This is a genomic window from Natrialba hulunbeirensis JCM 10989 (genome assembly GCF_000337575.1).
GTDB lineage: Archaea > Halobacteriota > Halobacteria > Halobacteriales > Natrialbaceae > Natrialba > Natrialba hulunbeirensis.
The window spans coordinates 153,086-175,210 of record NZ_AOIM01000034.1 but is presented as its reverse complement, the minus strand read 5'-3'; the positions used below and the strand labels follow the sequence as shown (position 1 = coordinate 175,210).

The 22,125-nt window shown below is 63.5% G+C and carries 23 protein-coding genes; 16 read left to right on the top strand and 7 right to left on the bottom strand.

Annotated elements, in window-relative coordinates; genetic code table 11:
• The first annotated feature begins 33 nt into the window (after positions 1–33).
• On the top strand, positions 34–1,041 hold the full coding sequence (locus tag C483_RS11240; RefSeq protein ID WP_049912593.1) for a DUF5784 family protein: 1,008 nt from the start codon (positions 34–36) through the stop codon (positions 1,039–1,041).
• 183 nt (positions 1,042–1,224) lie between these two features.
• Here C483_RS11240 and C483_RS11235 read toward each other — a convergent pair whose 3' ends face one another.
• On the bottom strand, positions 1,225–1,512 hold the full coding sequence (locus C483_RS11235; protein WP_004267430.1) for a DUF5789 family protein: 288 nt from the start codon (positions 1,510–1,512) through the stop codon (positions 1,225–1,227).
• Between the two features lie 187 nt (positions 1,513–1,699).
• Between C483_RS11235 and C483_RS11230 the strand changes: the two genes are divergently transcribed.
• Both C483_RS11230 and C483_RS20455 read left to right on the top strand, forming a co-directional pair.
• Positions 1,700–2,506 (top strand): PHP domain-containing protein, encoded by an 807-nt coding sequence (locus C483_RS11230; protein ID WP_006653480.1) that lies wholly within the window; start codon positions 1,700–1,702, stop codon positions 2,504–2,506.
• A 44-nt stretch (positions 2,507–2,550) separates the two neighbouring features.
• Positions 2,551–2,715, top strand: coding sequence for a DUF6757 family protein (locus C483_RS20455; protein ID WP_006110911.1), 165 nt, complete (start codon positions 2,551–2,553; stop codon positions 2,713–2,715).
• Between the two features lie 15 nt (positions 2,716–2,730).
• Here the strand turns inward: C483_RS20455 and C483_RS11225 are convergent, their stop codons facing one another.
• Both C483_RS11225 and C483_RS11220 read right to left on the bottom strand, forming a co-directional pair.
• Positions 2,731–3,054 (bottom strand): 4Fe-4S dicluster domain-containing protein, encoded by a 324-nt coding sequence (locus C483_RS11225; protein ID WP_006165595.1) that lies wholly within the window; start codon positions 3,052–3,054, stop codon positions 2,731–2,733.
• Between the two features lie 126 nt (positions 3,055–3,180).
• Entirely contained in the window at positions 3,181–4,431 is a 1,251-nt protein-coding gene (locus tag C483_RS11220; RefSeq protein WP_006653479.1) for an MFS transporter, read from the bottom strand.
• Between the two features lie 149 nt (positions 4,432–4,580).
• Here C483_RS11220 and C483_RS11215 point away from each other — a divergent pair, with 149 nt between their 5' ends.
• Complete coding sequence (locus C483_RS11215) at positions 4,581–5,678, top strand: asparaginase (protein ID WP_006653478.1); 1,098 nt, start codon at positions 4,581–4,583, stop codon at positions 5,676–5,678.
• 38 nt (positions 5,679–5,716) lie between these two features.
• Here C483_RS11215 and C483_RS20625 read toward each other — a convergent pair whose 3' ends face one another.
• The gene (locus C483_RS20625; RefSeq protein WP_006653477.1) at positions 5,717–7,336 is read right to left on the bottom strand and encodes a hypothetical protein; all 1,620 of its coding nucleotides are present in this window, start codon (positions 7,334–7,336) and stop codon (positions 5,717–5,719) included.
• 114 nt (positions 7,337–7,450) lie between these two features.
• Between C483_RS20625 and hemB the strand changes: the two genes are divergently transcribed.
• From hemB to C483_RS11185, 5 genes are all read left to right on the top strand, one after another.
• Complete coding sequence (gene hemB, locus C483_RS11205) at positions 7,451–8,452, top strand: porphobilinogen synthase (protein ID WP_006653476.1); 1,002 nt, start codon at positions 7,451–7,453, stop codon at positions 8,450–8,452.
• Positions 8,453–8,913: 461 nt separating this feature from the next.
• Positions 8,914–10,677, top strand: a complete 1,764-nt coding sequence (locus tag C483_RS11200) for an ammonium transporter (protein ID WP_006653475.1) — start codon at positions 8,914–8,916, stop codon at positions 10,675–10,677.
• 131 nt (positions 10,678–10,808) lie between these two features.
• Positions 10,809–11,387 (top strand): PH domain-containing protein, encoded by a 579-nt coding sequence (locus C483_RS11195; RefSeq protein ID WP_049912591.1) that lies wholly within the window; start codon positions 10,809–10,811, stop codon positions 11,385–11,387.
• A gap of 118 nt (positions 11,388–11,505) precedes the next feature.
• The gene (gene hemL, locus C483_RS11190; protein ID WP_006653473.1) at positions 11,506–12,780 is read left to right on the top strand and encodes a glutamate-1-semialdehyde 2,1-aminomutase; all 1,275 of its coding nucleotides are present in this window, start codon (positions 11,506–11,508) and stop codon (positions 12,778–12,780) included.
• Between the two features lie 78 nt (positions 12,781–12,858).
• The gene (locus C483_RS11185; RefSeq protein WP_006653472.1) at positions 12,859–13,539 is read left to right on the top strand and encodes a hypothetical protein; all 681 of its coding nucleotides are present in this window, start codon (positions 12,859–12,861) and stop codon (positions 13,537–13,539) included.
• A 29-nt stretch (positions 13,540–13,568) separates the two neighbouring features.
• Here the strand turns inward: C483_RS11185 and C483_RS11180 are convergent, their stop codons facing one another.
• Positions 13,569–13,934: a group I truncated hemoglobin gene (locus C483_RS11180; protein ID WP_006653471.1), complete on the bottom strand. Its 366-nt coding sequence runs from the start codon at positions 13,932–13,934 to the stop codon at positions 13,569–13,571.
• A 210-nt stretch (positions 13,935–14,144) separates the two neighbouring features.
• On the opposite strand from C483_RS11180, the gene hemC reads away from it, so the two are divergent.
• The 5 genes from hemC to C483_RS11160 all read left to right on the top strand — a co-directional run bounded on the left by hemC (position 14,145) and on the right by C483_RS11160 (position 18,952).
• On the top strand, positions 14,145–15,281 hold the full coding sequence (gene hemC / locus C483_RS11175; RefSeq protein ID WP_006653470.1) for a hydroxymethylbilane synthase: 1,137 nt from the start codon (positions 14,145–14,147) through the stop codon (positions 15,279–15,281).
• Entirely contained in the window at positions 15,282–16,088 is an 807-nt protein-coding gene (cobA, locus tag C483_RS11170) for a uroporphyrinogen-III C-methyltransferase (protein ID WP_006653469.1), read from the top strand. It begins immediately after the preceding gene.
• Between the two features lie 3 nt (positions 16,089–16,091).
• Entirely contained in the window at positions 16,092–16,820 is a 729-nt protein-coding gene (locus C483_RS11165) for a uroporphyrinogen-III synthase (RefSeq protein WP_006653468.1), read from the top strand.
• A 176-nt stretch (positions 16,821–16,996) separates the two neighbouring features.
• Positions 16,997–17,170: a hypothetical protein gene (locus tag C483_RS20450; RefSeq protein ID WP_169331425.1), complete on the top strand. Its 174-nt coding sequence runs from the start codon at positions 16,997–16,999 to the stop codon at positions 17,168–17,170.
• A 240-nt stretch (positions 17,171–17,410) separates the two neighbouring features.
• Entirely contained in the window at positions 17,411–18,952 is a 1,542-nt protein-coding gene (locus C483_RS11160; protein WP_006653467.1) for a DHH family phosphoesterase, read from the top strand.
• Between the two features lie 35 nt (positions 18,953–18,987).
• Here the strand turns inward: C483_RS11160 and C483_RS11155 are convergent, their stop codons facing one another.
• Positions 18,988–19,746, bottom strand: a complete 759-nt coding sequence (locus C483_RS11155; protein ID WP_006653466.1) for a PHP-associated domain-containing protein — start codon at positions 19,744–19,746, stop codon at positions 18,988–18,990.
• 895 nt (positions 19,747–20,641) lie between these two features.
• Positions 20,642–21,031, bottom strand: coding sequence for a hypothetical protein (locus C483_RS11150; protein ID WP_049912589.1), 390 nt, complete (start codon positions 21,029–21,031; stop codon positions 20,642–20,644).
• 205 nt (positions 21,032–21,236) lie between these two features.
• Here C483_RS11150 and C483_RS11145 point away from each other — a divergent pair, with 205 nt between their 5' ends.
• Positions 21,237–21,581, top strand: a complete 345-nt coding sequence (locus C483_RS11145; protein ID WP_006653464.1) for a DUF5783 family protein — start codon at positions 21,237–21,239, stop codon at positions 21,579–21,581.
• 100 nt (positions 21,582–21,681) lie between these two features.
• Entirely contained in the window at positions 21,682–22,044 is a 363-nt protein-coding gene (locus C483_RS11140) for a NifU family protein (RefSeq protein WP_006653463.1), read from the top strand.
• Positions 22,045–22,125: the final 81 nt, after the last annotated feature.

Here is a 22,125-nt window from a genome sequence, read left to right as displayed (position 1 = left end):
AAAACGTATGGCCGGCCGGACCGTAGGACGCCCGTGGCACGGCCGCTTCGCTTTCGCTATTCGCCCACGTCCTGGAGCGAGCAGCGAGTTCGACAGAAGATACTCCAGCCGCTCCGATCGAATATCGGTGCTCGTGCAGTGACGCCGCAGTTCGACATCGGCGCAGACTGGGAGACACACCGCTTCGAGATGCAAAACGGCGATATCGCCCTCTTTGCGCGTACTGACGACGAGGCCTACTGGATGGGCAACACGGAAACGCCGTCCTCGCTCTGGCGGACGGACAAGTACGGCTGGCGCGAGGTTCCGTATCACGTCGCGCGCTGGGCCCAGCGTGAACTCCTCGCGACGCTGCACGAGGAGGACCCGTGGCTCGCCGACTATCCGCACCTCTCGTGGTACTTCCTGCCGGTCTTCATGTCCAAAGACGGCCGCGAATCGACGCGCGCGTTCTTCCGCCAACACGCCGCCGGCTTCCCCGACGCGAGCCGCCGGGAGACGACGCGCTTCTTCGAGGACTTTCTCAAAACCGGCGTGCTCGACGAGTACCGACACGACATGTCGGGTAAACTCGGCACCAGCAACCACGTCGACCGAGTTCGCATGAGCGCCGCACTCGGCGAGTTCATCGCCGCAAAAATCCTCACCGACGCGGGCTACGACGTGACGCCCGAAATCGAGGTGACGACGGGTCACTCGCTCGACTTCCGTGCCGAAGACGCCGAGACGAACGTCCTCGTCGAGGTTACCCGCCCGCAGCCGCCGACAAACCGGGCCGCAGACGGGCCCGTCGCCGCTGTCCGCGATACCGCCGAGACGAAGACGAACGGCCAACTCGCCGAACACGGCGGCGGCGCAGTGCTCTTCGTCGACTGTTCGAGTTTCCGTGACGACGCCTGGGCTGCCGTTCGCGGCGAACGGCCCGACGTGCGACACCGTCCCGCCGTCGTCTATCGCGCGCGCCCGAACGGCCGGGTCGAAGGGTACCAGAAAGGATCGGTGCCACTCGAGCTGGCCGAGGCGATCGAGTTTCTGGGCTGATTACTGAACGGCTGGAGTACTGGACGGCTGAATGGCTGAGGTACTCGACGGCTGAATGGCTGAAATACTCGGCGGCTGAACGATTGAACGACTGCTCCGTGCGCGGTCGATGACTCTCTTCGTTGCTCGAGTAGTTGTTCGAGTAGTTTCTCAACAGCCGATAAGAGAATCGAACAGGCCGACTTAGAAGGAAACCGCGTCCGGCGAGTACGGGCTACCGACCGGTGTTGGATCGCGGTCGCTGTAGCCGACGCGGCCAACGGCCTTGTTGCTCACCGCGGAGTAGACGGCGAGCTGTGCGTCGTCCGCCGATTCGAACGTTTCGGATTCGAGACGCGCGAGTACGTCGCCGACCGTCTCGGAGCCGTTCGGGAGTTCGAGGGTGCGGTCGCCACAGTCCTCGATCAGTTCCTCGGTCGTTGCGGGGTACTCGTGGTCGTCGATGACCTCGGCGGTGCCAGTTGGAAGCATTACACCCTATCGTGCGTGAACGATAATTATAAACATTGTCCATAATGGATTACTAGCCTCACCCAAGACCTAATATCGCTAGAATGGGTTCAACTGGCGTGCGCATCATCCGTGAAGCGGCCGGCGATACCCATCATCGCCACTGAAAACGCCTTTATCGACGGAACTGCTCGGATGAGCCAGACCAATGCCCTACGCCGATCTTCACGTCCACACGACGCGATCGGACGGCAGCCTCGAACTCGAGGCCGTCCCCGACGCGGCCGCCCGTGCAGACGTCAGCGTCGTCGCGATCACCGACCACGACCGACTCCAGCCGTTCGACGATCCCATCCAGGAGCGCGATGGGATCACTCTCGTCAACGGTATCGAACTCCGCGTCGAAATTCAGGGCGACGGCGACACCCCGAGTCAGCGCGTCGATCTTCTCGCGTATGGGATCGAACCGACGGCCGAACTCGAGTCCCTGACGACTGGGATTCAGAAGAACCGTATCGAACGCGGGCAGGCGATCGTCGACAACGTCGAGGACGAACTGGGGATCGACCTCGGCGTCACCGTCACAGACGGCTTCGGCCGCCCGCACGTCGCCCGCGCGATCGATGCGCATCCGGAAACCGAGTACGACTACGAGGACGCCTTCGATCAGCTCATCGGAAACGACGGCCCCTGTTTCGTCGCACGCGAGATTCCGTCGTTCGAGAAGGGCCGACGGATTCTCGGCGAGGCCGCACAGCTCGTGTCGCTAGCCCATCCGCTTCGGTATCCGGATCCGGAGCACGCGCTAGCACACGCAGCAGATCTCGATGCGGTCGAACTCGCGTATCCCTACGGGCGAGCGGTCGATCTCGAACCGGTAGAGCGAGCGATCGAGCGAGACGACCTGCTCGCGACCGGCGGCACCGACGCCCACGAGGACGAACTCGGCGTTGCAGGACTGTCGAAGGACGAATTCGACCGGTTGGGTCTGATCGCAGAAAGACAGACGGACTAGCCGGGAGCGGAGGGTTCAATGCCTCGTGGCACCAACGGCTGCACATGAACTGTCACTACTGTGACCGCGAGGCCGCCTTCGCCGCGGAGTCGGACGGCCTCAAAGTCGGTCTCTGTGAGGAACACTTCCGCGAGCGCTTACAGGAGCTCGCGGAAGCCGACGGACTCGAGAACCTCAAAGAGAAAGTCGACGTCGATCGCGCGGAATAGACAGAGACAGCAGAATCAGGCCGTTCGTCCGGCGTCGACGTCGATCGCGTCGACCGGACAGACGTCGACACAGAGCATGCAGTCGATACACTGGGCTTCGTGGGTGGGGTCTGCTTTCTCCTCACTCTCGGGGTGACCGGGAGTCTCAACCCATTCGAAGACGTCGACGGGACAGTCCTCGAGACAGGCACCGTCGGCGATACAGAGGTCGAAATCGACGGCGACATGGGTGCCGTGGATCCCGAGTTCTTCGGGTTCGTCGACGGGACCCCAGACGACGTGGCCCTCGTGTTCGTCGACCTGCTCGCGGTTTTCGTGGAACTGTGGATCTATGGCCATTGCTAACAGATAAAAACGGCAGGTGAGGACTTAAATGTACGGACTCGCTGTACTCCGAGAGAACGGCTAGCAGACACGCCAACGGTCAGTATTAGTCGAACGAACGGTCGGCAAAAGTTGACACAGTCAGTAGCCAAGCGAGAACAGCCAGTTGATGAGAATCGCACAGAAACCGAGCCCCAGAAGGCCAGCTAATACGAGAAACGCGACGCCCCACCCGAAAAGGTCGGCGAATAACCCGGTCGCGACCGAGCCGAGCGCACCGATAAAGCCGTACACGGTACGAATAAGACCGAATCCGGCACCGCGTTCTGCGTCCGAGAGGACGTCCATGAACCGCGGGAGCAGGGCTGCTCCCCAACCGAGGCCGGTCCCAACCAGTACTACTCCGATGACGACGGCCTCGAATCCAGGAACAGTGACGAAAATCACGAAGCCGATGCCCGCGAGGAGCAGACAGCCAGCCGTCGCAAAGTCACGACCGACGCGGTCCGAAACGGCACCCACACCGACCTGTGTGATCGCCTGTACGACGAAGTAACTCGCGAAGACGACGGCCGCGAGTTCGGTCGACTGCTCCCGGTGTTCGGTCAGGAACGTGGGGAGGAAGGTCGAGGTCGCCTGCCAGACGAACGCCGCGGCGATGGCGAGACAGATCGGGAACGCGATCTTCGGCCGCGAGAGGAGGTCCGTGATCGCGCCGACATCGACGCGCTCTTGCATGGGCTGGTTCGGTCTGCGAGGCGCTGTCGGGTCGATAAACCGAGAGAACAGCACGTAGACGAGAATCGCGATAGGAACGGCGATCGCGACGGCCGCTCGCCAGCCGTAGGTAACACCAACCCAGCCGGCGATCGGCGGTGCAACGAGACCCGCAGCGGGACCGCCGCTGTTGTGAATCCCGATCGCGGCCCCGATCTCGTCGTAGGTCCGGGTCAACAGTGTCGTCGCGACACTGTAGTGGAGACCGGCGACGGCACCCAGTGCAACCGTACCAAAGACGAACACTGCGAAGACGGGCGACAGTGCGAGAAAGAGACTCGTCACTGCCGTCCCGCCGACGGCAATCAGGATGATCGGCCGCTCGCCGTAGCGGTCCGCAAAGATCCCGCTCGGATACTGCGAGAGGAAGTAGGCCATCCACATCCCAGTCATCGCGACGCCGACGACCGAGTTGGTGACGCCGAAGTCCTCGGTGATCAGCGGCAACACCGGGCTGATTGCCAGCCGGCCGACCATCGTCGCGAAGAACGCGAGTGTACACAGCGCGAGAACTGTCTCGCTGTATCGCCAGCGTCTCATTCGCCACCAGCGAGCCGTCTCCGTATCGGTCTCCGTCTCATCGAATGCCTCGCCATCGTCGTTCTGATCGTTCACCCGTTCGTCACCGACGCTGACAGATGAGGGTATTGATCCCGGCAGCCGTCGTCCCGGAATCGAACGGCTACAGGCCGAATCCGCGTCAACGACGGCTGTCGTCCCCGACGGCGGGAAGATCCTTCTCCCTGGAAGCCGAGCACACGGATATGTCACCACCGAATTCGGCACCGTCGTCGGCGTCCGCATCGTCGTCACAGCCACACGTCAGAGTCATCAGCACCGGCGGTACCATCGCGAGCACGGGCGATGACGACGACACAAGTGGCAAGACCCCGTCGGTGTCCGGCGAGGACCTCGTTAACGCCGTCCCGGAACTCACCGAGTACGCCAGCCTCGACGTCGACACGGTCTGCCAGCGCTCCGGCTTCCAGATGACAGTCGAGAACGCGACCGACATCGTCGACGCCGCCGAACGCGCGGCCGACGAGGGCGTCGCCGGCGTCGTCGTCACTCACGGCACCGATACGATGGCCGAATCGGCGTACTACCTCGATCTCGTCACCACCGCCGACGTGCCGGTCGTCTTCACCGGCGCACAGCGCCCGTTCGACCAGGAGGGAACCGACGGCCCCGCGAACCTGCTCACCGCAGTCCGCGCCGCCGTCGACGACCGATTCCAGACCGGCAGCTACCTCGCGTTCAACGACACCGTCCACGCCGCCCGCTGGGTCGTCAAATCCCACACGAGCAAACTCGAGACGTTCGCCTCACCCGGCGCGGGGCCGGTGGCCGAACTGACCCCCAACGGCCTCCGAACGTTTCGCGAACCGCGCAGCTACAGCGACACGTCGGCCATTCCGGACGCCGGCGCGCGAATCGACCCCGACATCCGCGTCGACATCGTAACGAACGCGATGGGTGCCGACGGCCGACAGCTCGCGCAGGCACTCGAGTCCACCGCCGCTCCCGACGCCATCGTCCTCGCCGGCACCGGGCTCGGGAACGCGACCGGTGAGTTGGGGAGTGTACTCGAGTCGGCTATCGATGACGGCCTCCCGGTGGTGTTGACCTCGCGGTGTTACGCGGGCGCGACGGCGGGGCTGTACGGTGGGCCGGGTGGTGGGCAGACGCTCCGTGAGGCGGGTGCGATTTCGGGTGGTGATTTACCGGCGTGGAAGGCGCGGTTGAAGGTGGCGCTGGTGTTGTCGGTGGGTGGTGACGGTGCTGAAGACGAAGACGGAGACAGAACTCACATCCAGGACCGTATCGCTGCGGCGTTCGAGGGTGTCGAGTCAGTTGTCTGAGCGAGTCGAAACGAGTGGGAGCAGGGGACGAATGGATTTCAGTCGGACTCGAGTGCACCCGCCACCTCGAACACGGCCTCCTTGTAAGAAACCGTTCGCGTGGCCTCCTCGTAGCCGAACCAGCCGAGCGCTGTTCCGCGATCCGTTTCGAGGACGACGCGGTCGATACTGTCGTCATCGAAGAGCGGGAGTGTGTTTCGGAAACTCCGGAATCGACGGCGCGGGAGTTGTTCGGGGATGAGGTGGGCATCGATGTCGATGCCGATGTCGGTATCGGTGTCGGCGTCGGTGGTGCCGGTGTCAGTGTCAGTATCGGTACTGGCGTCGGCGTCGGAGGGAGAATGGGAATCGACTCGAGTAATCGTGACCGTCGCGGGGCGGCGGGCGTCCTCGTAATTCGGCAGACGGACGACGCGGTCAGCCGCGGTTCCGTTTCCAGTGTCGTCAACGGTGGCGTCCGGCTCCGGCTCCACCGCGAGAGGCGGTGCGTCGAGATCGAACAGGGCGGCGTGGGTTTCACCGTCAACGCTGTAGCCGACGGAGTAGGCGTAGCGACCGCCGCCGAGGTAGCCGACCGTTCGGGACCGATCACGGTCGATCGGCCGGCCGTCGTAGAGGTCGAGCGTCGACGTCGTGACGGTGCCCGGCGCGACCCACGACAGCGGGTCCGGGGTGATATCAGGTGCGATCCGGTACCACTCGCCGGCGACGAGTTTGGACAGCCGCCACTGATGGGGATTCCCCGACAGGTACTCGTCGCTGTGATTGACGAGATTGAATTCGATCCGCGCCGGTGCGGTGACCGCTTCCTGGTCCGGCTCGAGATACACCGGCGTTTCCGGGGTCGCCTCGTGATACCAGCTGAGGTCGGCGGGTTCGGCTCCCTCCTCGTCGACTGACTCGGGAAGCGCCGGCACGTCCGTCCCCGAAAACTGCGAGTCACCGTCGGGCCCCGGCGCGTCGGTCGGCCAGACGGCGATCGCGAATCCGCGATCCTGAGCGCCGAACTCGTACCGACCGGCCTCGATTGGCTGTGACACTCGCTCGTGGTGGCCAAGCAGGTGATACTCGCACTCGAGTCGCTGCTCGGGTTCGAGCGTGAGCGTCTCTGGATACCAGTCACCGTGGACGGTGTCGACCCGCCAGCGGCCATCGTCGTCTCGGCTGGACGGTACCACCGTCTCGGCGAGTGGGTGCTCCGCCGTCGGGACGAGGTAGGCTGTGTCGGTTGCGTCGCCGGACGACCGACTCGCAGCCGGATCGTTGAGCACGACGAGCCGAGTCGGATCGAACGTCTGCTCGTAGTTGCGGTGGTTGGCGATCACGCCCGAAAGCGTCGCCGGCGACGAGGCGGTCGCTGGCGAGTCGAAATCGAGTGTCGCACCGAGGCCGTCTTCGGTTCGAACGCTGCCAGTGACGACAGCGGTCAGCGGTGCCGTTTCGAAGTCGACGACGGTCACATCCGCAGTTGGCCACCCGATGGTTACGTCGTTATCCGCGTCCGCATTCACATCCGGGTTCGAACCAACCTGTGCAGGATCACGGTCCGGCTCGTCGTCCGTCTGTCCGAGATCGGCACAGCCTGCAAGAAGGGCCAGTCCACCAGCAGCGGTCTGGAGGAAGCGGCGGCGAGAGCGATGGCAGCGGCGGCGGTCCATACAGGGACGTGTTGGAGAAATAGTATAAGTGAGCCGCTAGCTAAAACTGATCTTTCACCGAACGAGACGGATCGTGAACGCACCGCTTTTGCATATGCCGTCAGTAACGCCGGTATGGATCTTACACACCGTCCGCGTCGGCTCCGGCAAGACCGGATACGCGGGCTCGTCAGCGAAACGAGCCTGGAGCCGGCGGATCTCATCGCGCCGGTGTTCATCGACGCGACGGCGACGACGCGCCAACCAATCGAGTCGATGCCCGGCCACGAGCGCGTCCCGATCGAAGACAGCGTCGCGCGCGTTAAGGAAGTACTCGAGACCGGCGTCGAAGCCGTCATGCTCTTTGGCATCCCCGAATCCAAGGACGCGACGGGAACACGCGCCTGGGCCGACGACGGCGTGATTCAGGAGGCAACCCGACGAATCACCGCCGAGACGGACGCCTACGTGATTACCGACGTCTGTCTCTGTGAGTACACCGAACACGGCCACTGCGGCACACTCGAGCCGGAACTCCGTGAGGACGACTCCGAAATGCCAGCCCCCTCGCTGACCGTCGACAACGACGCCACCCTCACCTCACTCCGGCGGACGGCGGTCTCTCACGCCAACGCGGGCGCGGACATGGTCGCGCCGAGCAGCATGACCGACGGCATGGTCGGCGCGATCCGCGACGGACTGGACGACGAAGGGTTCCACGACGTCCCCATCATGAGCTACGCCGCGAAGTACGAGAGCGCGTTCTACGGCCCGTTCCGGGACGCCGCCGACGGCGCACCCGCCTTCGGCAACCGCCGCCACTACCAGATGGACCCCGCGAACTCGCGCGAAGCGCTGCGCGAAGTCCGCCTCGACGCCGAAGCGGGCGCAGACGTACTCATGGTCAAACCCGCCCTTCCCTACCTGGACATCGTCCGCGACATCCGCCAGGAGTTCGACCACCCCGTCGCCGCCTACAACGTCTCCGGCGAGTACGCCATGCTCCACGCCGCCGCCGAGAAGGGCTGGCTCGACTTAGAGGAGGTCGCACTCGAGTCCCTGCTCTCGATCAAGCGGGCGGGAGCGGATCTGATTCTGACCTACTTCGCCGAAGACGTTGCGGGACGACTGCACTGAGTCTCCCAGCCGGAGTGTGTTCTGCGGTGGTGTGCACCTGGAGCGGACCGGAATCAGAAGGGGAGTTGATGAACGTCCAGTCACAGGGGAGACGATCACTGAAACTGACCGAAAGACGCCGCGCACGACACTGATCGACGGTTTGCTGGGCGGTGACCGGTAGTACTTGCCACAGCCACTGTGTGAAGTGGTACCTAAACGCCCAGTTGTAGCGCGAATCCGCGCCAAACTGCGGACATCGGAAACCTAATACACATTATATTGACTCTAGAGTTTGACGATCTAACCTAATAGGGCAGGATACTTGACGAACAACAACGCGTAGCCTTATATTCTACTGTTACATCCCAGTCGAACGTGATTTGGAACACGAACTGCAGTGGAGATGGAAGAATAGTGGACGATTGTCTACAGTGTCCGGTTAGAGTGATCCGTTCGAACGGAACTGAGGTGCGTGCGTAATGGTTGAATCGGTCGTGTTGCAAGCCGAGATGGGCGACCTCGAGTCGCTCGCGACGGGGTTGAACCTGGTGTGGATGCTGACGGTCACCTTCCTGATCTTCTTCATGCACGCCGGGTTCGCGATGCTCGAAGCGGGACAGGTCCGGTCGAAGAACGTCGCGAACCAGTTGACGAAGAACATGCTGACCTGGGCGGTCGGTATTCTCGTGTTCGTCGTCATCGGGATGGGAATCGCGAACAACGTCGGGACGATACTCGGCGGCGGCAGCGGCTCGAGTCCGCTGACGCAGTTCGGACTCGATCCGAGCGTCGAGATGGCCGAGTTGCTGTTCAGCGCGGTGTTCGCGATGACGGCCGCGACGATCGTGTCCGGTGCGGTGGCGGGCCGTGCAAAACTCCGCGCCTACGTGGCCTACACCTTCCTGCTCGCAGCGGTCATCTACCCGGTGGTCGCGGCGATGGTCTGGTACGCACCCGGCGCTGACGCGCCGATACTCGACAGTCTCGGCTTCGCCGACTTCGCGGGCGGGATGGTCGTCCACGGCGTCGGCGGCGTCGCAGGACTCACCGCAGCCTGGATCATCGGCGCACGGATGGACAAGTACGGCGACGACGGCAGCGTCAACATCATTCCCGGCCACTCGCTGACGTTCGCCGTGCTGGGGACGTTGATCCTCTGTTTCGGCTGGTTCGGCTTCAACGTCGGAACGGCTGCACTGGTGATCGACACGGGCGAGTTCGTCCTCGGTGACTTCGCCATCGTCGGACGAGTCGCAATCGTGACCGCGCTCGGTATGGGACTCGGCGCACTCGGCGCGTCGACCGTCTCCCTGGCGATGAACGGAAAGGTCGACACGCTGTACGTCGCGAACGGGATGCTCGCCGGCCTCGTCGGCGTCACCGGTCCGACGGACCTCATCACGCCCGTTGGGGCGATCGCGATCGGCTTCCTCGCCGGCGCACAGCTTCCGCTCGTCTTCAAACTCGTCGACGAGAAACTCAAGATCGACGACGTCTGTGCGGTCTTCCCCGTTCACGGGACTGCGGGTATGCTCGGACTGCTCATCTACCCGCTGTGGTCCGTCGAGGGAACGGTCATCGGCGGCGGACTCGTCTCCGGTGGCATCCTCTCGATCGAAGCCAGCGCGTTCGCACCACAGATCCTCGGCGTTGCAGCCATCACGATCTGGACCGTCGTGGCGACTGCAGCCGTCTGGGGCGCGTTCAAGCTGATCGGTCAGGCTCGCGTCACCCCCGACCACGAACGCGACGGTCTCGACCTCGCCGAACACGGCGTCGACACCTACCCGGAGTTCGGCCAACCCGATGTCGCTGCAGACGGCGGGCACTCGAGTTCGATCACTCGCACGGATGGCGGTGACCCGTCCCTGCGTTCCGATGGGGGAACGACCGACGGGAGTGAGATCGAGTTGGTCACGGCGATCATCCGCCCGGACCGCCTCGGTGCAGTCAAGCAGTCGCTGGCCGAGGTCGGTGCGCCATCGCTGACGGTCACCAACGTCTCTGGACGCGGTTCCCAGCCCGCAAAGCGGGGGCAGTGGCGCGGCGAGGAGTACACTGTCGACCTCCACCAGAAGGTCAAAATCGAGTGCGCCGTCGCCGATATTCCGGCGGACGAGGTCGTCGACGCGATTGCCGACGCCGCGAACACGGGCGAACCAGGCGACGGGAAGATTTTCGTCCTTCCGGTCGCAGACGCCTACCAGGTTCGCACCGGAAAGACGGGAACTGAGGCGGTCTGATCGGCAGCGTCTCGTCCGTGGTTCCGCGCCTGGATACCACCGCGACCCCGCCTCAGTCTGCGTATCAGAGAGATGGATTGTCTCCAGAGATGACCCATATTTATCACACCGCTCTCGAAGATAGCTGATGAATGAGTCAGCGGGGAAACCAATCGACGGTGGAGTACGACGAAACGGAGCGAAAGGGAAGCGAAGCAGACCCTGGAGCACAAGCGAAGACGGGAACCAGTTCGGATGACGAGTCGTTCCTTCTCGACGACGAAACTGTGCTGGTCGACACGCGGCCGACGTGGTGGGGATGGACTGGCTCTCTCACGCTTGCGGGCATGTTCGTCGGCCTGGGGCTCCTTCTCAGCGTCGCCGAGCTCGCACTTGGAATACTGGCGCTCGTTCCCGGCGTCCTGATCGCAGGCTACGTCTGGTACCAGCGAACCTACCAGCGGTATCTCGTCACCGACCGGCGCATTATCGTCGTGGCCGGAATGACGACCAGAACGACGAACGAAACGTGGGTCGAAGACGTGAGCGGGTTCCAGACAAAGACGACATCGTTCAGCCGCAGTCGTGGGTACGGCACGATCACGGTTTCGCACACGGTGACGCCGAGCGGCTTCGGCATGGGTGGTGATCTGCAGCTGCAGGGCGTTCCGGACTACGAGCAGGTGGCCCAGACGATTCGACGGCGCCAGTCTGAGCGGAAGGGGCGCTGAGCCAGCCACTTGCGGTGACACTGTCGAGGCTGATGGGCTCGGCAGACACCAACGCCCACCGGACAGATCGCAGGCGAACCTCGGTACTACTTTGCCGTCCCGTTCCCTAGGCCCGCGCATGAACGACGACAACTCGCGCGCGCTGTACGATCGAGCGCTCTCGGTGATGCCCGGCGGCGTAAACTCCGCCGTCCGCGCCGCGATCGAGCCCTACCCGTTCTTCGTCCAGAAGGGCGACCGCGGCCACGTCATCGACGCCGACGGCAACCGCTACATCGACTGGGTAATGGGTCTCGGCCCGCTGCTGCTCGGCCACAACCTCCCCGAACCCGTCCAGGCCGGCATCCAGCAGAACGCCAGCGAGGGACCGATGTACGGTACGCCGACCGAAATCGAGGTCGACCTCGCCGAGTTCGTCGTCCGCCACGTTCCAAGCGTCGAGAAGATCCGGTTCGTCAACTCCGGTACCGAAGCGACTACCTCGGCCGTCCGCCTCGCCCGCGGCTACACCGGCCGAAACAAGATCATCGTCAACCAGGGCGGCTACCACGGCGCTCAGGACTCGACGCTGGTCGAGGGCGACGTAGAGAGCGTCGCCCCCTCTTCGGCCGGCGTCCCGCAGTCGGTCGCCGAGCACACGATTCCGGTGCCGTTCAACGACGAGGACGCCGTCCGCGAGGCGTTCGAGAAACACGGCGACGACATCGCCGCCGTCATGACCGAGCCGATCCTCGCCAACTACGGTATCGTCGACCCCGACGACGGCTACCACGACTTCTTGCGGGAGATCACTGACGAACACGGTTCCCTGCTCATCTTCGACGAAGTGATCACCGGCTTCCGCGTCGGCGGCCTCGGCTGCGCCCAGAGCGAGTTCGGCGTAACGCCCGACCTGACGACGTTCGGCAAGATTATCGGCGGCGGCTTCCCCGTCGGCGCACTCGGCGGTCGCGCAGAGATTATGGAGCAACTGGCCCCCTCCGGCCCCGTCTTCCAGGCCGGCACCTTCTCCGGCCACCCCGTCACGATGGCGGCCGGACTCGAGACGCTCCAGTTCGCCGCGGCGAACAACGTCTACGACCACGTCAACGCGCTGGGCGACCAGTTGCGTTCGGGACTCGCCGACATCGTCGCCGATCAGGCCCCCGAGTACACCGTCGCGGGCACCGACAGCATGTTCAAGGTGATCTTCACGCGCGACGGCGAGGCACCCAAAAACGCGGCCGACGTGAAGAACGCCGAAACGGACCGCTGGCGGCGTGTCTTCTGGGGCCAGATGAAAGCGCAGGAGGTCTTCCTCTCACAGAACCAGTTCGAGTGCCAGTTCGTCAGCTACGGCCACACCGAGGCCGACGTCGAGGAGACGCTCGAGGCGTACAAACACGCGCTGTAGCGTCGGCCCCCTCAAAACCGGCCGCGACCAGATGAAACGACGAACTGTTATGAGGCCGGACATCGTTCGCTCTCGCAGGTGTTGTCGATCGTAGCCGGACTCGACTGGGCACGGGTCGTCGAGCGCCTCCTGTATCTCTTTCCACCCGTGATCGGCGTCGGTGTCGTCGGCGTGCTCCAGGAACTCGAGTACCCCGTCCCGGGACTCGACTTCGGGCTCTTTCTCGTCGGGACGTTTGGCTACACGGTGTTGACGCTGGCACTCGCGGTAGCGCTCGTGCTGGATGCGAAACGGGTTCGCGAACAGCCGAAGGCCAGTGGGAACTGGCGGCCACACCCGTGGCTCAACGGACTCTTCGCGCTCGTCTGGGCACCGGTAGCGGGCGTCGTCTACCTCGCGCGCCGACACAGGCGCTTCGGGACGCCGGCGGGCTGGTCGGGCTGGTGGCTCGTGGTCGCGGCCACACTGGTGACAACAATTGGTGGCCTCGTCGCCGCGATTGTGGCGTTCCTGCTCGCGATTCCGGGCGTCGTTGCCGCTGCGATCGGGCTCGCGGGTGCGATCGCCGTCGGTGCGTTTCCGGTGGCGATCCACCAGGATGCGGCCTACGTCTGTACTCAGTCGAACTCGTGGCGGCCGAATCCGGGCGTCTATCTGGGACTCGCGTTCCTGAGCCTCTCGATTGCGCCGTTGCAGCCGCTCGTCGCGGGGTACTACCTGCGAAAGCGACGGCGAGAGATCGGGCTCGGCGACGAGTGAGCCGATAGAGATCGAACAGAACTGGAGAGTCAGTCCGCTGCGACGACGATCGGCTTCCGGTAGCTCTCGATCGCCTCGAGAACCGCCTCGCGGTCGTCGTCACCGACATCGAACTCGATCAGCGCATCGTTGAGGTGGGTCGCGATCGCATCGAACTCGTCGTGGTCAATCCCCATGCCGTCGTGTACGGCTTCCATCTCGCCGCCTGAGTACTCGACCGGTCCCCCCGCGACCGAACTGATGAACTGGGTCTGGTGGGCGCGCTGTTTCTGCATGTCCACGTCGTCGAAGAAGTGTGCGACCTGTTCGTCGGCCACGACACGGTCGTAGAACTCGTCGACGACGGCACCGATCGCGTCCTCTCCACCGAGTCGGTCGTACAGGGTGTCTGTCATCGCGTTCAGGTTGCCACGTAAGTCGCATAAACCACTCCCCGAATATGTTGGCCACAAATATTGATAGAGTGTAACACCCATGTTCATTGTTAGCCATTCAATGAACTGCAGTACTGACTGATCGAGCCCTGTGATCGGGTCGTACTCGAGTACCAAGCGAGTCGGGCGACAAGCGTGCGCTTTTCATACCTCAGGCGAGGACTACCTTCTATGAAAACGCGTGGGACGTTGCGACTGGCGACACGGGGATCCACTCTCGCCCGGCGGCAGGCCACACTCGTCAAGGAGGCCCTGGAGAACCACCGGTACGAGGTCGAACTCGTCACCGTCGAGACCACAGGCGACCAGATCCGAGACGAACTCATCCATCGGCTCGGCAAGACGGGTGCCTTCGTCCGCGAACTCGACGAACGGGTACTCGAGGGCGACCTCGACGGCGCAATTCACTCGATGAAGGACATGCCGACTGAACAGCCCGACGACCTCGTCACCGCGGCCGTACCGGAACGTGGCCGCCCCGGTGACTACCTGGTCACGCCCGACGGGGCGACACTCGAGGAGCTTCCGCAGGGCGCGACCGTCGGCACCTCGAGTCTCCGTCGGCGTGCACAGCTTCTGTCCGAGCGATCCGACCTCACCGTCGAGCCACTGCGCGGGAACGTCGACACCCGACTCGAGAAGCTCCTCGCGCCGTCGCTGCAGGCCGAACACGAGGAGCGCAGCGAGGCCGACAAAGAGCGGAAGGGAGAAACCGGTAATGAGGACTTCGAGCCCGAGTTCGACCAGACCGTCGACGAGTGGTTCGACGGGCTCTCGGAACTCGAAAAGCAGGCCCTCGGCCGCGAGATCGAAACGGAGTACGACGCTATCGTCCTCGCACAGGCAGGGCTGGAGCGCAGCGGTCTCGACCACTACGTCGACGCACAGGAGCTCCCCACCGGAACGTTCGTCCCCGCACCGGGACAGGGCGCACTCGCCGTCACCGCAACGGACGACGAGACCGCCACGGAGATCCAGTCCGCGATCGACCACCCACGCAGCCGTGTCGAGACCACCGTCGAGCGCACCGTACTGGCCGAACTCGGCGGCGGCTGCATCGCCCCGATCGGCATCTACGCCATCATCCAGGGCGAGTACGTCCACGCGGCGGTCAGCGTCTTCGACCGCGACGGCGAGGAATCCGTCGCGGCGACGCGGGACCTTCCGGTCGAGGACCACGCGACGGCCGCCCGCGAGTTCGCACAGGACCTCGCCGACCGCGGCGCTGCAGAACTAATCGAAAACGCGCGCAAGGAAACCGAGAGCGAGTCCGAGCCAAGCCAGGAGGACCAGCCGGAGGGCAAATAGATGAGCGCTCCCGAGCCTGGTACCGTCTATCTCGTCGGCAGCGGCCCCGGCGACCCCGACCTGCTCACCGTCAAAGCGACGCGGCTACTCGAGTCCGCCGACGTCGTGCTCCACGACAAACTCCCGGGGCCAGAGATCATCGATCAGCTACCGGACGACCGACGCGAGGACGTCGGCAAACGCGCCGGCGGCGAGCGCACGCCCCAGTCGGAGATCAACGAGCGGCTGGTCGAACTCGCCCGCGAGGGCAAGAGCGTCGTCCGGCTGAAGGGCGGCGACTCGTTCGTCTTCGGCCGCGGCGGCGAGGAGGCGGAGTACCTGGCGGATCATGGGGTCCTGTTCGAGGTCGTCCCCGCCGTCACCTCCGCCATCGCCGCCCCCGCGGTGGCCGGGATTCCGGTCACCCACCGCGACCACGCCTCCTCGGTCTCGTTCGTCACCGGCCACGAGGACCCGACGAAGGACGAATCCGCCGTCGACTGGGACGCCCTCGCCGCCACCGGTGGCACCATCGTCGTCCTGATGGGCGTCGGTCGACTCCCGGACTACACGCAGGCCCTGCGCGAGGCCGGAATGACCCCCGAGACGCCGGTCGCGCTCATCGAACGCGGCACCTGGCCCGGCCAGCAGGTCGCGACGGGGACACTCGAGTCCATCGTCGACGTGCGCGACGAGCACGAGATTTCGCCGCCCGCGGTCACCGTCATCGGTGACGTTGCCGGGACGCGCGAGGGGGTACTCGAGTTTCTGGCGAACGAAGCGAACGAGGCAACCGAAGCGACCAAAGAGAGCGAGGAGGAACGCTAACCCATGCGCGACCTCTCCGTCGCCGTCTTCCGCCCCGACGACGAACGCCTCGCGGATGCGGTCGAACTGCTCGACTCGCTTGGTGCGACGGCGGTTCCGGACCCGATGCTCGCCGTCGAACCGACCGATGCCGTCCCCCGAACGGATGCGGATTACGTCGTCCTCACGAGCAAGACGGGCGTCGAACTCGTCGCGGAGACGGACTGGAAGCCCGGCGAGGCCACCGTCTGTGCGATCGGCCCCAAGACCGCCGACGCGATCCGCGCTGCGGGCTACGAAGTCGACATCGTGCCCGACGAGTACACCTCAAGCGGTCTCGTCGCCGAACTCGAGTCGGATCTCGATGGCGTGCGGGTCGAGGTCGCCCGCAGCGACCACGGCAGCCCCGTCTTACTCGACGGCTTCGAAGCCGCTGGCGCGTACGTCCACGAGACGGTGCTCTACCGACTCGTCAGACCCGAGGGGAGCGGCGAGTCAGCCGAGCGCGCCGCCGCAGGCGACCTCGACGCGGCCTGCTTCACCTCGTCGCTGACCGTCGAACACTTCTTCGAGGCGGCCGCCGAGCGCGACGTTCGAGCGGACGCGCTGGCGGGACTCGAAGACGCGACCGTCGGCGTCATCGGCGAGCCGACCCGGGAGACCGCCGCCGAGTTCGGCATCGACGTCGACCTCGTCGCGAGCGAGGCGACGTTCGACGCACTGGCCCGAGAGACGGTCGACGTACTCTCCTAACGGTTGCGAGCCACACAGTATCTGTGATCAGCGACCCGTTAGTGACAGTTCGATGGTCGCTGCAGCAATTGTTTCCCCTGTACCCGCTGCGAGTATCACACCTCAGTTTGAATTACGAAGCCGTATCATCAACGACTAATGGCAAAATTTTAGATCGTATTTAGTAACACTCCCCTATGGGAAAAACACACATCAGTGTTGTTGGAATGCATATATCCCTGGTCGGTGGCTTATTGATGATTGACTCGCATCTGAGCGGTATAGAACCGCCAACATTTTCGTTCGGGATGATTCTAGCTGGGATCGTTATAACAACAGCGACACTTCTTGGATATATTACCCTCAACTGATTTTTGGGATCTTGTGTCGTGGTAATAGGTGCCGTTCTGTCAGATAACACACCCTGAGATCTGGGACCTTCCGAACGTCCTCTCTAACGGCGGAGTCCGTAGAACGCACGCGTCTCGATAGGAACTGTACGTCATCGAGTGAGAGGCAGGCACCGGTACGAACGTCCGACCAGCCACCCCCACTCACGACCTGTGCCTGATCCGCACCTTTATTCGGGAAGCCGATCCAACGATACCGCGATGGCTGGCCCAATCCCCGAACTCGAGGACCGCGCACTCGAGTGCGCACAGAAACTCTGTGAGGCAGAGCGCGTATTGCTCGCCTCTCACATCGACGCCGACGGACTGACGAGCGCCGCCATCGCGAGCCAGGCGCTCGAACGCGCGGGCATTCCGTTCGAGACCGTTTTCGAAAAACAGCTCGACGCGGCGGCGATCGAGGCTATTGCAGCGACCGAGTACGAGACCGTCCTCTTTACTGACTTCGGGAGCGGCCAGCTCGACGAGATCAGCGTCCACGAAGCGGACGGCGCGTTTACGCCGGTCATCGCGGACCACCACCAGCCCGCCGACGCGGAGACGGATTACCATCTCAACCCGCTCCTGTTCGGCATCAACGGCGCGTCCGAGCTTTCGGGTGCTGGCGCGAGTTACGTCCTTGCACGGGCGCTCGCCGAGGTTTCGGACGAGACAGTCATCCCCGACGGCGGCAGTGTAACCGCAGCCCGCGCCGACAATCGCGACCTCGCCGCCCTCGCCATCGTCGGTGCCGTCGGCGACATGCAAGACTCCGACGGCGAACTCCACGGCGCGAACGAACAAATCGTCGCCGAGGGCGTCGACGCCGGCGTCGTCGAACCCAGCACCGACCTCGCCCTCTACGGCAAGCAGACCCGCCCGCTCCCGAAGCTACTCGAGTACGCCACCGACGTTCGCATCCCGGGCATCTCCGGCAGCGAACGTGGGGTGCTTTCGTTTCTGGACGAGTTGCCACTCGAGTTGCGCCGGCCGGCGGACGGGGGTGGTGACAGCAACGGCGACGACGCTGGCGAGTGGCGCCGCTGGGCGGAACTAACCGCCGAAGAGAAACAGACCGTTGCGAGCGCGCTCGTCAAGCGGGCCGTCTCCCGCGGGGTACCGGCGGGGAAGATCGACCGACTCGTCGGCACCGCGTACGTCCTGAGCGACGAACCCGTGGGTACCGAACTGCGCGACGCCAGCGAGTTTTCGACGCTGCTCAACGCGACCGCGCGCTACGAACGTGCCGACGTTGGCCTGGCGGTCTGTCTCGGTGATCGCGGGGAGGCACTCGAGCAGGCCCGCACGCTGTTGCGAAACCACCGGCGCAACCTCTCGAACGGGATCGATCTCGTGACCGAAGAGGGCGTGACGCATACGGACAACCTCCAGTGGTTCCACGCGGAGGATCGAATCCGCGAGACGATCGTCGGCATCGTGGCCGGCATGGCGATGGGCAACGAGGGGATCAGTCGCTCGAAGCCGATCATCGCGTTCGCAGACAAGTCGGACGACGACGTGGGAGCGGGCGCGGACCCGGACTCGACGGACGACCAGAATCAGGAGGTCAAAGTCTCCGCTCGCGGCACGCACGGTCTGGTTCGGAAGGGGCTCGACCTCTCCGCCGTGATGGGACAGGCTTCACGCGCCGTCGGCGGTGACGGCGGCGGGCACGACGTAGCGGCCGGTGCGACCGTCCCGAAAGGGAACGAGGCGGACTTTATCGAGCACGCGGACGAACTCGTCGGCGAGCAGCTATCGTGAGCGGTGACGGCAATATCGTGATTGTCGACGAACAACTATCGTGACCGGTTCATCGACGCCGGCATCGTCGGCACGAGCGGTGCACGCGAGGTCAGCATGTAGGCCGACTTACGGACCCCACCCTTCGCGTACTGAACCGAACTCTTGTGGACCGGCGTTCGTTTCCCGCGAATCTGAGTTCGTCCCTCGAGTATCGCGTCGACGAGGTCGTCGCCGCTGATCTCTGCCTTCGAAGGCGTGCTACCGGCCGGTTTCGGCGTAACGAGAATCTCAGTGTACGCCTTGCCGACGTTGGGGAGGTAGTGTGCGTCGCTCGCCCCGATCTCTGGATACTCGCGGCGGCGGGCGAACGTCCGCGCCCGACGATTGCGATACCCCGTAAAGAGCATCGAGTTGTACGTCTCGATCGCGTCTGCATCCTCGATATGGCGTTTTCGGACGCCGTGACGGCTACGCTGGAACGGATGCGGGACGATCGTGATTCCACCGAGTTCGCGAATCGTCTCAACGGTGTCCATGAACGGCTGCCCGGGATCTGGTCGCTCTTCAACACCAACCGCGAGGAGGTGGCCGTGACGCGTCGATACCTCGACGCCTGGGATACCGATGAGTCCGTACTCCGGTGCTAACGCCGCCGCACGGAGTGATTCGCCGATCTCATCGTGGTCCGTAATGACGACCCCGTCGAGACCGATGTCCGCTGCGTGCTCGAGAATCAGTTCGATCGGTTCGTGGCCGTCGTAGGAGTCGTCCGAGTGGACGTGAAAGTCGATCGCAAAGGGAAGCGGTGTCATAGGAATCCAGCGGGAGCTATCCCCTGTACCGCCGATAGTGGCATAAACACTCCGCTGGTACGCGGCGGGCGATAGTACCCGATTTTGTATCGCAATATATGATTTATTTCCTGCTGCTGTGACGGGCGAGAGACGACAGCAACCGGCTCGCTACGGCTCTGCACTGTTGATTGCAAACACTACAGTGAAATCCAGCGTTCAACAGCCCGTACGGATACGCTACAGCCGTGTTCAACGGTACTCGAGTAGCCACGTAGCCGAGTACACAAGTTGAGTCCGCACACGCAGTGCTGGATGGGGAAGGCGCTACTGACTTCTGGAGCCGGTGCAGTATGGAACAGCCATCGGACGTGAATCGTGTCTGCACAATGGAGGGTGCTGGTAGGGAGAACGGGTGACGGTGACGCCGTATTCAGTGGATCGGCTGGTTTGGCACGATTGGACATCGCCACAGCTGATCGAAGAGATCGGCTGGTGGTGACGCACAACGACGGGAGACCTGTGATTCAGGCAGACAAAGACTGGCCAGTCACTGCAGTCGATACTGCGAAGGCGGTGACAATGGCCAAAACCGTGGAACCAATCGCTCGAATCGGCGTGTTTCGTAGACGAAAGCGTTGGCTCGCCAGATTGGATAGCCAATTCACACAGGGGGCTCGAGTGCAGTACAGTCGAACCCCCCCGTGCTGGCAGCGGTTCACAGCGACGCACCGCTCCCAACTCGAGTCCAGCGCTATGCGTCTGGTTGACAGTAGCGCCAGTGTCAAACGGGGGGTTTTGGCCTGGAAAGCAGTTGTGAACGAAAAGTCAAGTCATCGTACACTGCATCATATATCAGATTGTGCTATACAAAATCTGCCTTCGTCAGCGAGAGGCTATCCACAACGATCGACTCTTACTTCGAGCCTGACCGTCGCTCCGGGACGATATCGGACATGGACACCTCGCGGAGTACGTTCACCACCTCGATCGGATCCGTCGGCTGCTCGACCGAGTCGTGAACGCGATGCATGCACTCGAGTAGCCCCTCCACGGCCGCGCTGCGCGTGGAGACGCGAGCGATCGCTTCAGAGAGCGAACGGTCACCGAGCGAGTAGCGACAACGCAGTTCCCAGTAACAACAGAGACCGAATCCAGGGTGGGAGTTTGCGGCAGGGGTTCGATCGGCGACGAGAACGGTTGGTGATCGGCGGTGTCGATAGGCGAAACAGCCGTCGTCGTGCTCAGTTGGTCCCCATTCCGGAGGGAGTTGCTCCCATGGAATGGGATGGTGATCGGGGGGCATAGTTGTCGATAGCGCCACTCGGAGAGGTGTCGGTTCGGCTTGCAAGCGCACCCTGCTCTGTAGGGTCCCCCTACTTCCAGCTGAGGCAGACAACACCGGTTCGCGTGACGATCTGTCAGTGAAGTTCGCGTGACTGTCTACCAGTGAATCCAGAGTGGCAAGACTGATCGTCCGACTTTTGTCTGCGCTCGTCCGTAGCACCAGTATGGCACACACGAATAGCGAGTTCGATCCCGAGGCGTTCGAGGACAAGTACGCCAACTACTTCCCCGAACTTCAGCAGGCCTACAAGAACGCGTTCAACCGGATGAACGACCAGTACGACTCCGAACTGGTCCACGCAATCGACCAGCAGGTGTTGAACGAGAGCGAGCCGTTCTACGTCGGTGACGATGACGACGCGGACAGCGAGTTCCGCATCGAACTCCCCGAGAACCCATACGAGCGGCTTACCGGCGTGGTCGTCGACCAGGACCGATTCGAGGAGGTACTCGAGATCCACATCGGAGAGATCGAGACCGAACTCGAGCGCGTGTTCAACCTGGCCTAAGTCGCCAGACCGGCCCGAGCAAGAGCAACACACCGAACAGCAGTGACCACCAGCGGGAAACGACGGAAGGTTTAGGGAGGTTCGTCCCTAACGCCGAGATATGAGTACCGAAACCCAGGGCGGAGACGATCTCGAGGACCGCGTCGCAAACTTCCTGCGACGGAACTTCCCGCAGATCCAGATGCACGGCGGCAGCGCGGCGATTCAGGATCTCGACCGTGAGACCGGTGAGGTCACCATTGCACTCGGTGGCGCCTGCAGTGGCTGTGGGATCTCCCCGATGACGATCCAGGCGATCAAGAGCCGCATGGTCAAGGAAATTCCCGAGATCGAGCAGGTCAACGCCCACACTGGCATGGACGGCGGTGGCGACATGGGCGGTGGCACGAGCCCCTCCTTCCCCGGCGAGACCGTCGACGACGACGGCGGCGAAGCCGACGAAGGACCGGAAGCTCCGTTCTAACGCACCGTCCGCCTCGGTGTGAGTTTGTCTGTTCGATTCGAGACGGGCAGCGATTTACTGATCGTGACGGACAGAGAGCGT

Excerpts from the sequence above, each read along its gene's own strand:
- C483_RS11180 (WP_006653471.1), bottom strand. The coding sequence starts at position 13,934 with ATGACAGACACCCTGTACGACCGACTCGGTGGAGAGGACGCGATCGGT.
- cobA (WP_006653469.1), top strand. The coding sequence starts at position 15,282 with ATGAGCGCTCCCGAGCCTGGTACCGTCTATCTCGTCGGCAGCGGCCCC.
- C483_RS11195 (WP_049912591.1), top strand. The coding sequence starts at position 10,809 with ATGAGTCAGCGGGGAAACCAATCGACGGTGGAGTACGACGAAACGGAG.
- C483_RS11145 (WP_006653464.1), top strand. The coding sequence starts at position 21,237 with ATGGCACACACGAATAGCGAGTTCGATCCCGAGGCGTTCGAGGACAAG.
- C483_RS11160 (WP_006653467.1), top strand. The coding sequence starts at position 17,411 with ATGGCTGGCCCAATCCCCGAACTCGAGGACCGCGCACTCGAGTGCGCA.
- C483_RS11215 (WP_006653478.1), top strand. The coding sequence starts at position 4,581 with ATGTCACCACCGAATTCGGCACCGTCGTCGGCGTCCGCATCGTCGTCA.
- C483_RS11200 (WP_006653475.1), top strand. The coding sequence starts at position 8,914 with ATGGTTGAATCGGTCGTGTTGCAAGCCGAGATGGGCGACCTCGAGTCG.
- C483_RS11225 (WP_006165595.1), bottom strand. The coding sequence starts at position 3,054 with ATGGCCATAGATCCACAGTTCCACGAAAACCGCGAGCAGGTCGACGAA.
- C483_RS11230 (WP_006653480.1), top strand. The coding sequence starts at position 1,700 with ATGCCCTACGCCGATCTTCACGTCCACACGACGCGATCGGACGGCAGC.
- C483_RS11140 (WP_006653463.1), top strand. The coding sequence starts at position 21,682 with ATGAGTACCGAAACCCAGGGCGGAGACGATCTCGAGGACCGCGTCGCA.
- C483_RS11235 (WP_004267430.1), bottom strand. The coding sequence starts at position 1,512 with ATGCTTCCAACTGGCACCGCCGAGGTCATCGACGACCACGAGTACCCC.
- C483_RS20450 (WP_169331425.1), top strand. The coding sequence starts at position 16,997 with ATGGGAAAAACACACATCAGTGTTGTTGGAATGCATATATCCCTGGTC.
- hemB (WP_006653476.1), top strand. The coding sequence starts at position 7,451 with ATGGATCTTACACACCGTCCGCGTCGGCTCCGGCAAGACCGGATACGC.
- hemC (WP_006653470.1), top strand. The coding sequence starts at position 14,145 with ATGAAAACGCGTGGGACGTTGCGACTGGCGACACGGGGATCCACTCTC.
- C483_RS20455 (WP_006110911.1), top strand. The coding sequence starts at position 2,551 with ATGAACTGTCACTACTGTGACCGCGAGGCCGCCTTCGCCGCGGAGTCG.
- C483_RS11165 (WP_006653468.1), top strand. The coding sequence starts at position 16,092 with ATGCGCGACCTCTCCGTCGCCGTCTTCCGCCCCGACGACGAACGCCTC.
- hemL (WP_006653473.1), top strand. The coding sequence starts at position 11,506 with ATGAACGACGACAACTCGCGCGCGCTGTACGATCGAGCGCTCTCGGTG.
- C483_RS20625 (WP_006653477.1), bottom strand. The coding sequence starts at position 7,336 with ATGGACCGCCGCCGCTGCCATCGCTCTCGCCGCCGCTTCCTCCAGACC.
- C483_RS11155 (WP_006653466.1), bottom strand. The coding sequence starts at position 19,746 with ATGACACCGCTTCCCTTTGCGATCGACTTTCACGTCCACTCGGACGAC.
- C483_RS11150 (WP_049912589.1), bottom strand. The coding sequence starts at position 21,031 with ATGCCCCCCGATCACCATCCCATTCCATGGGAGCAACTCCCTCCGGAA.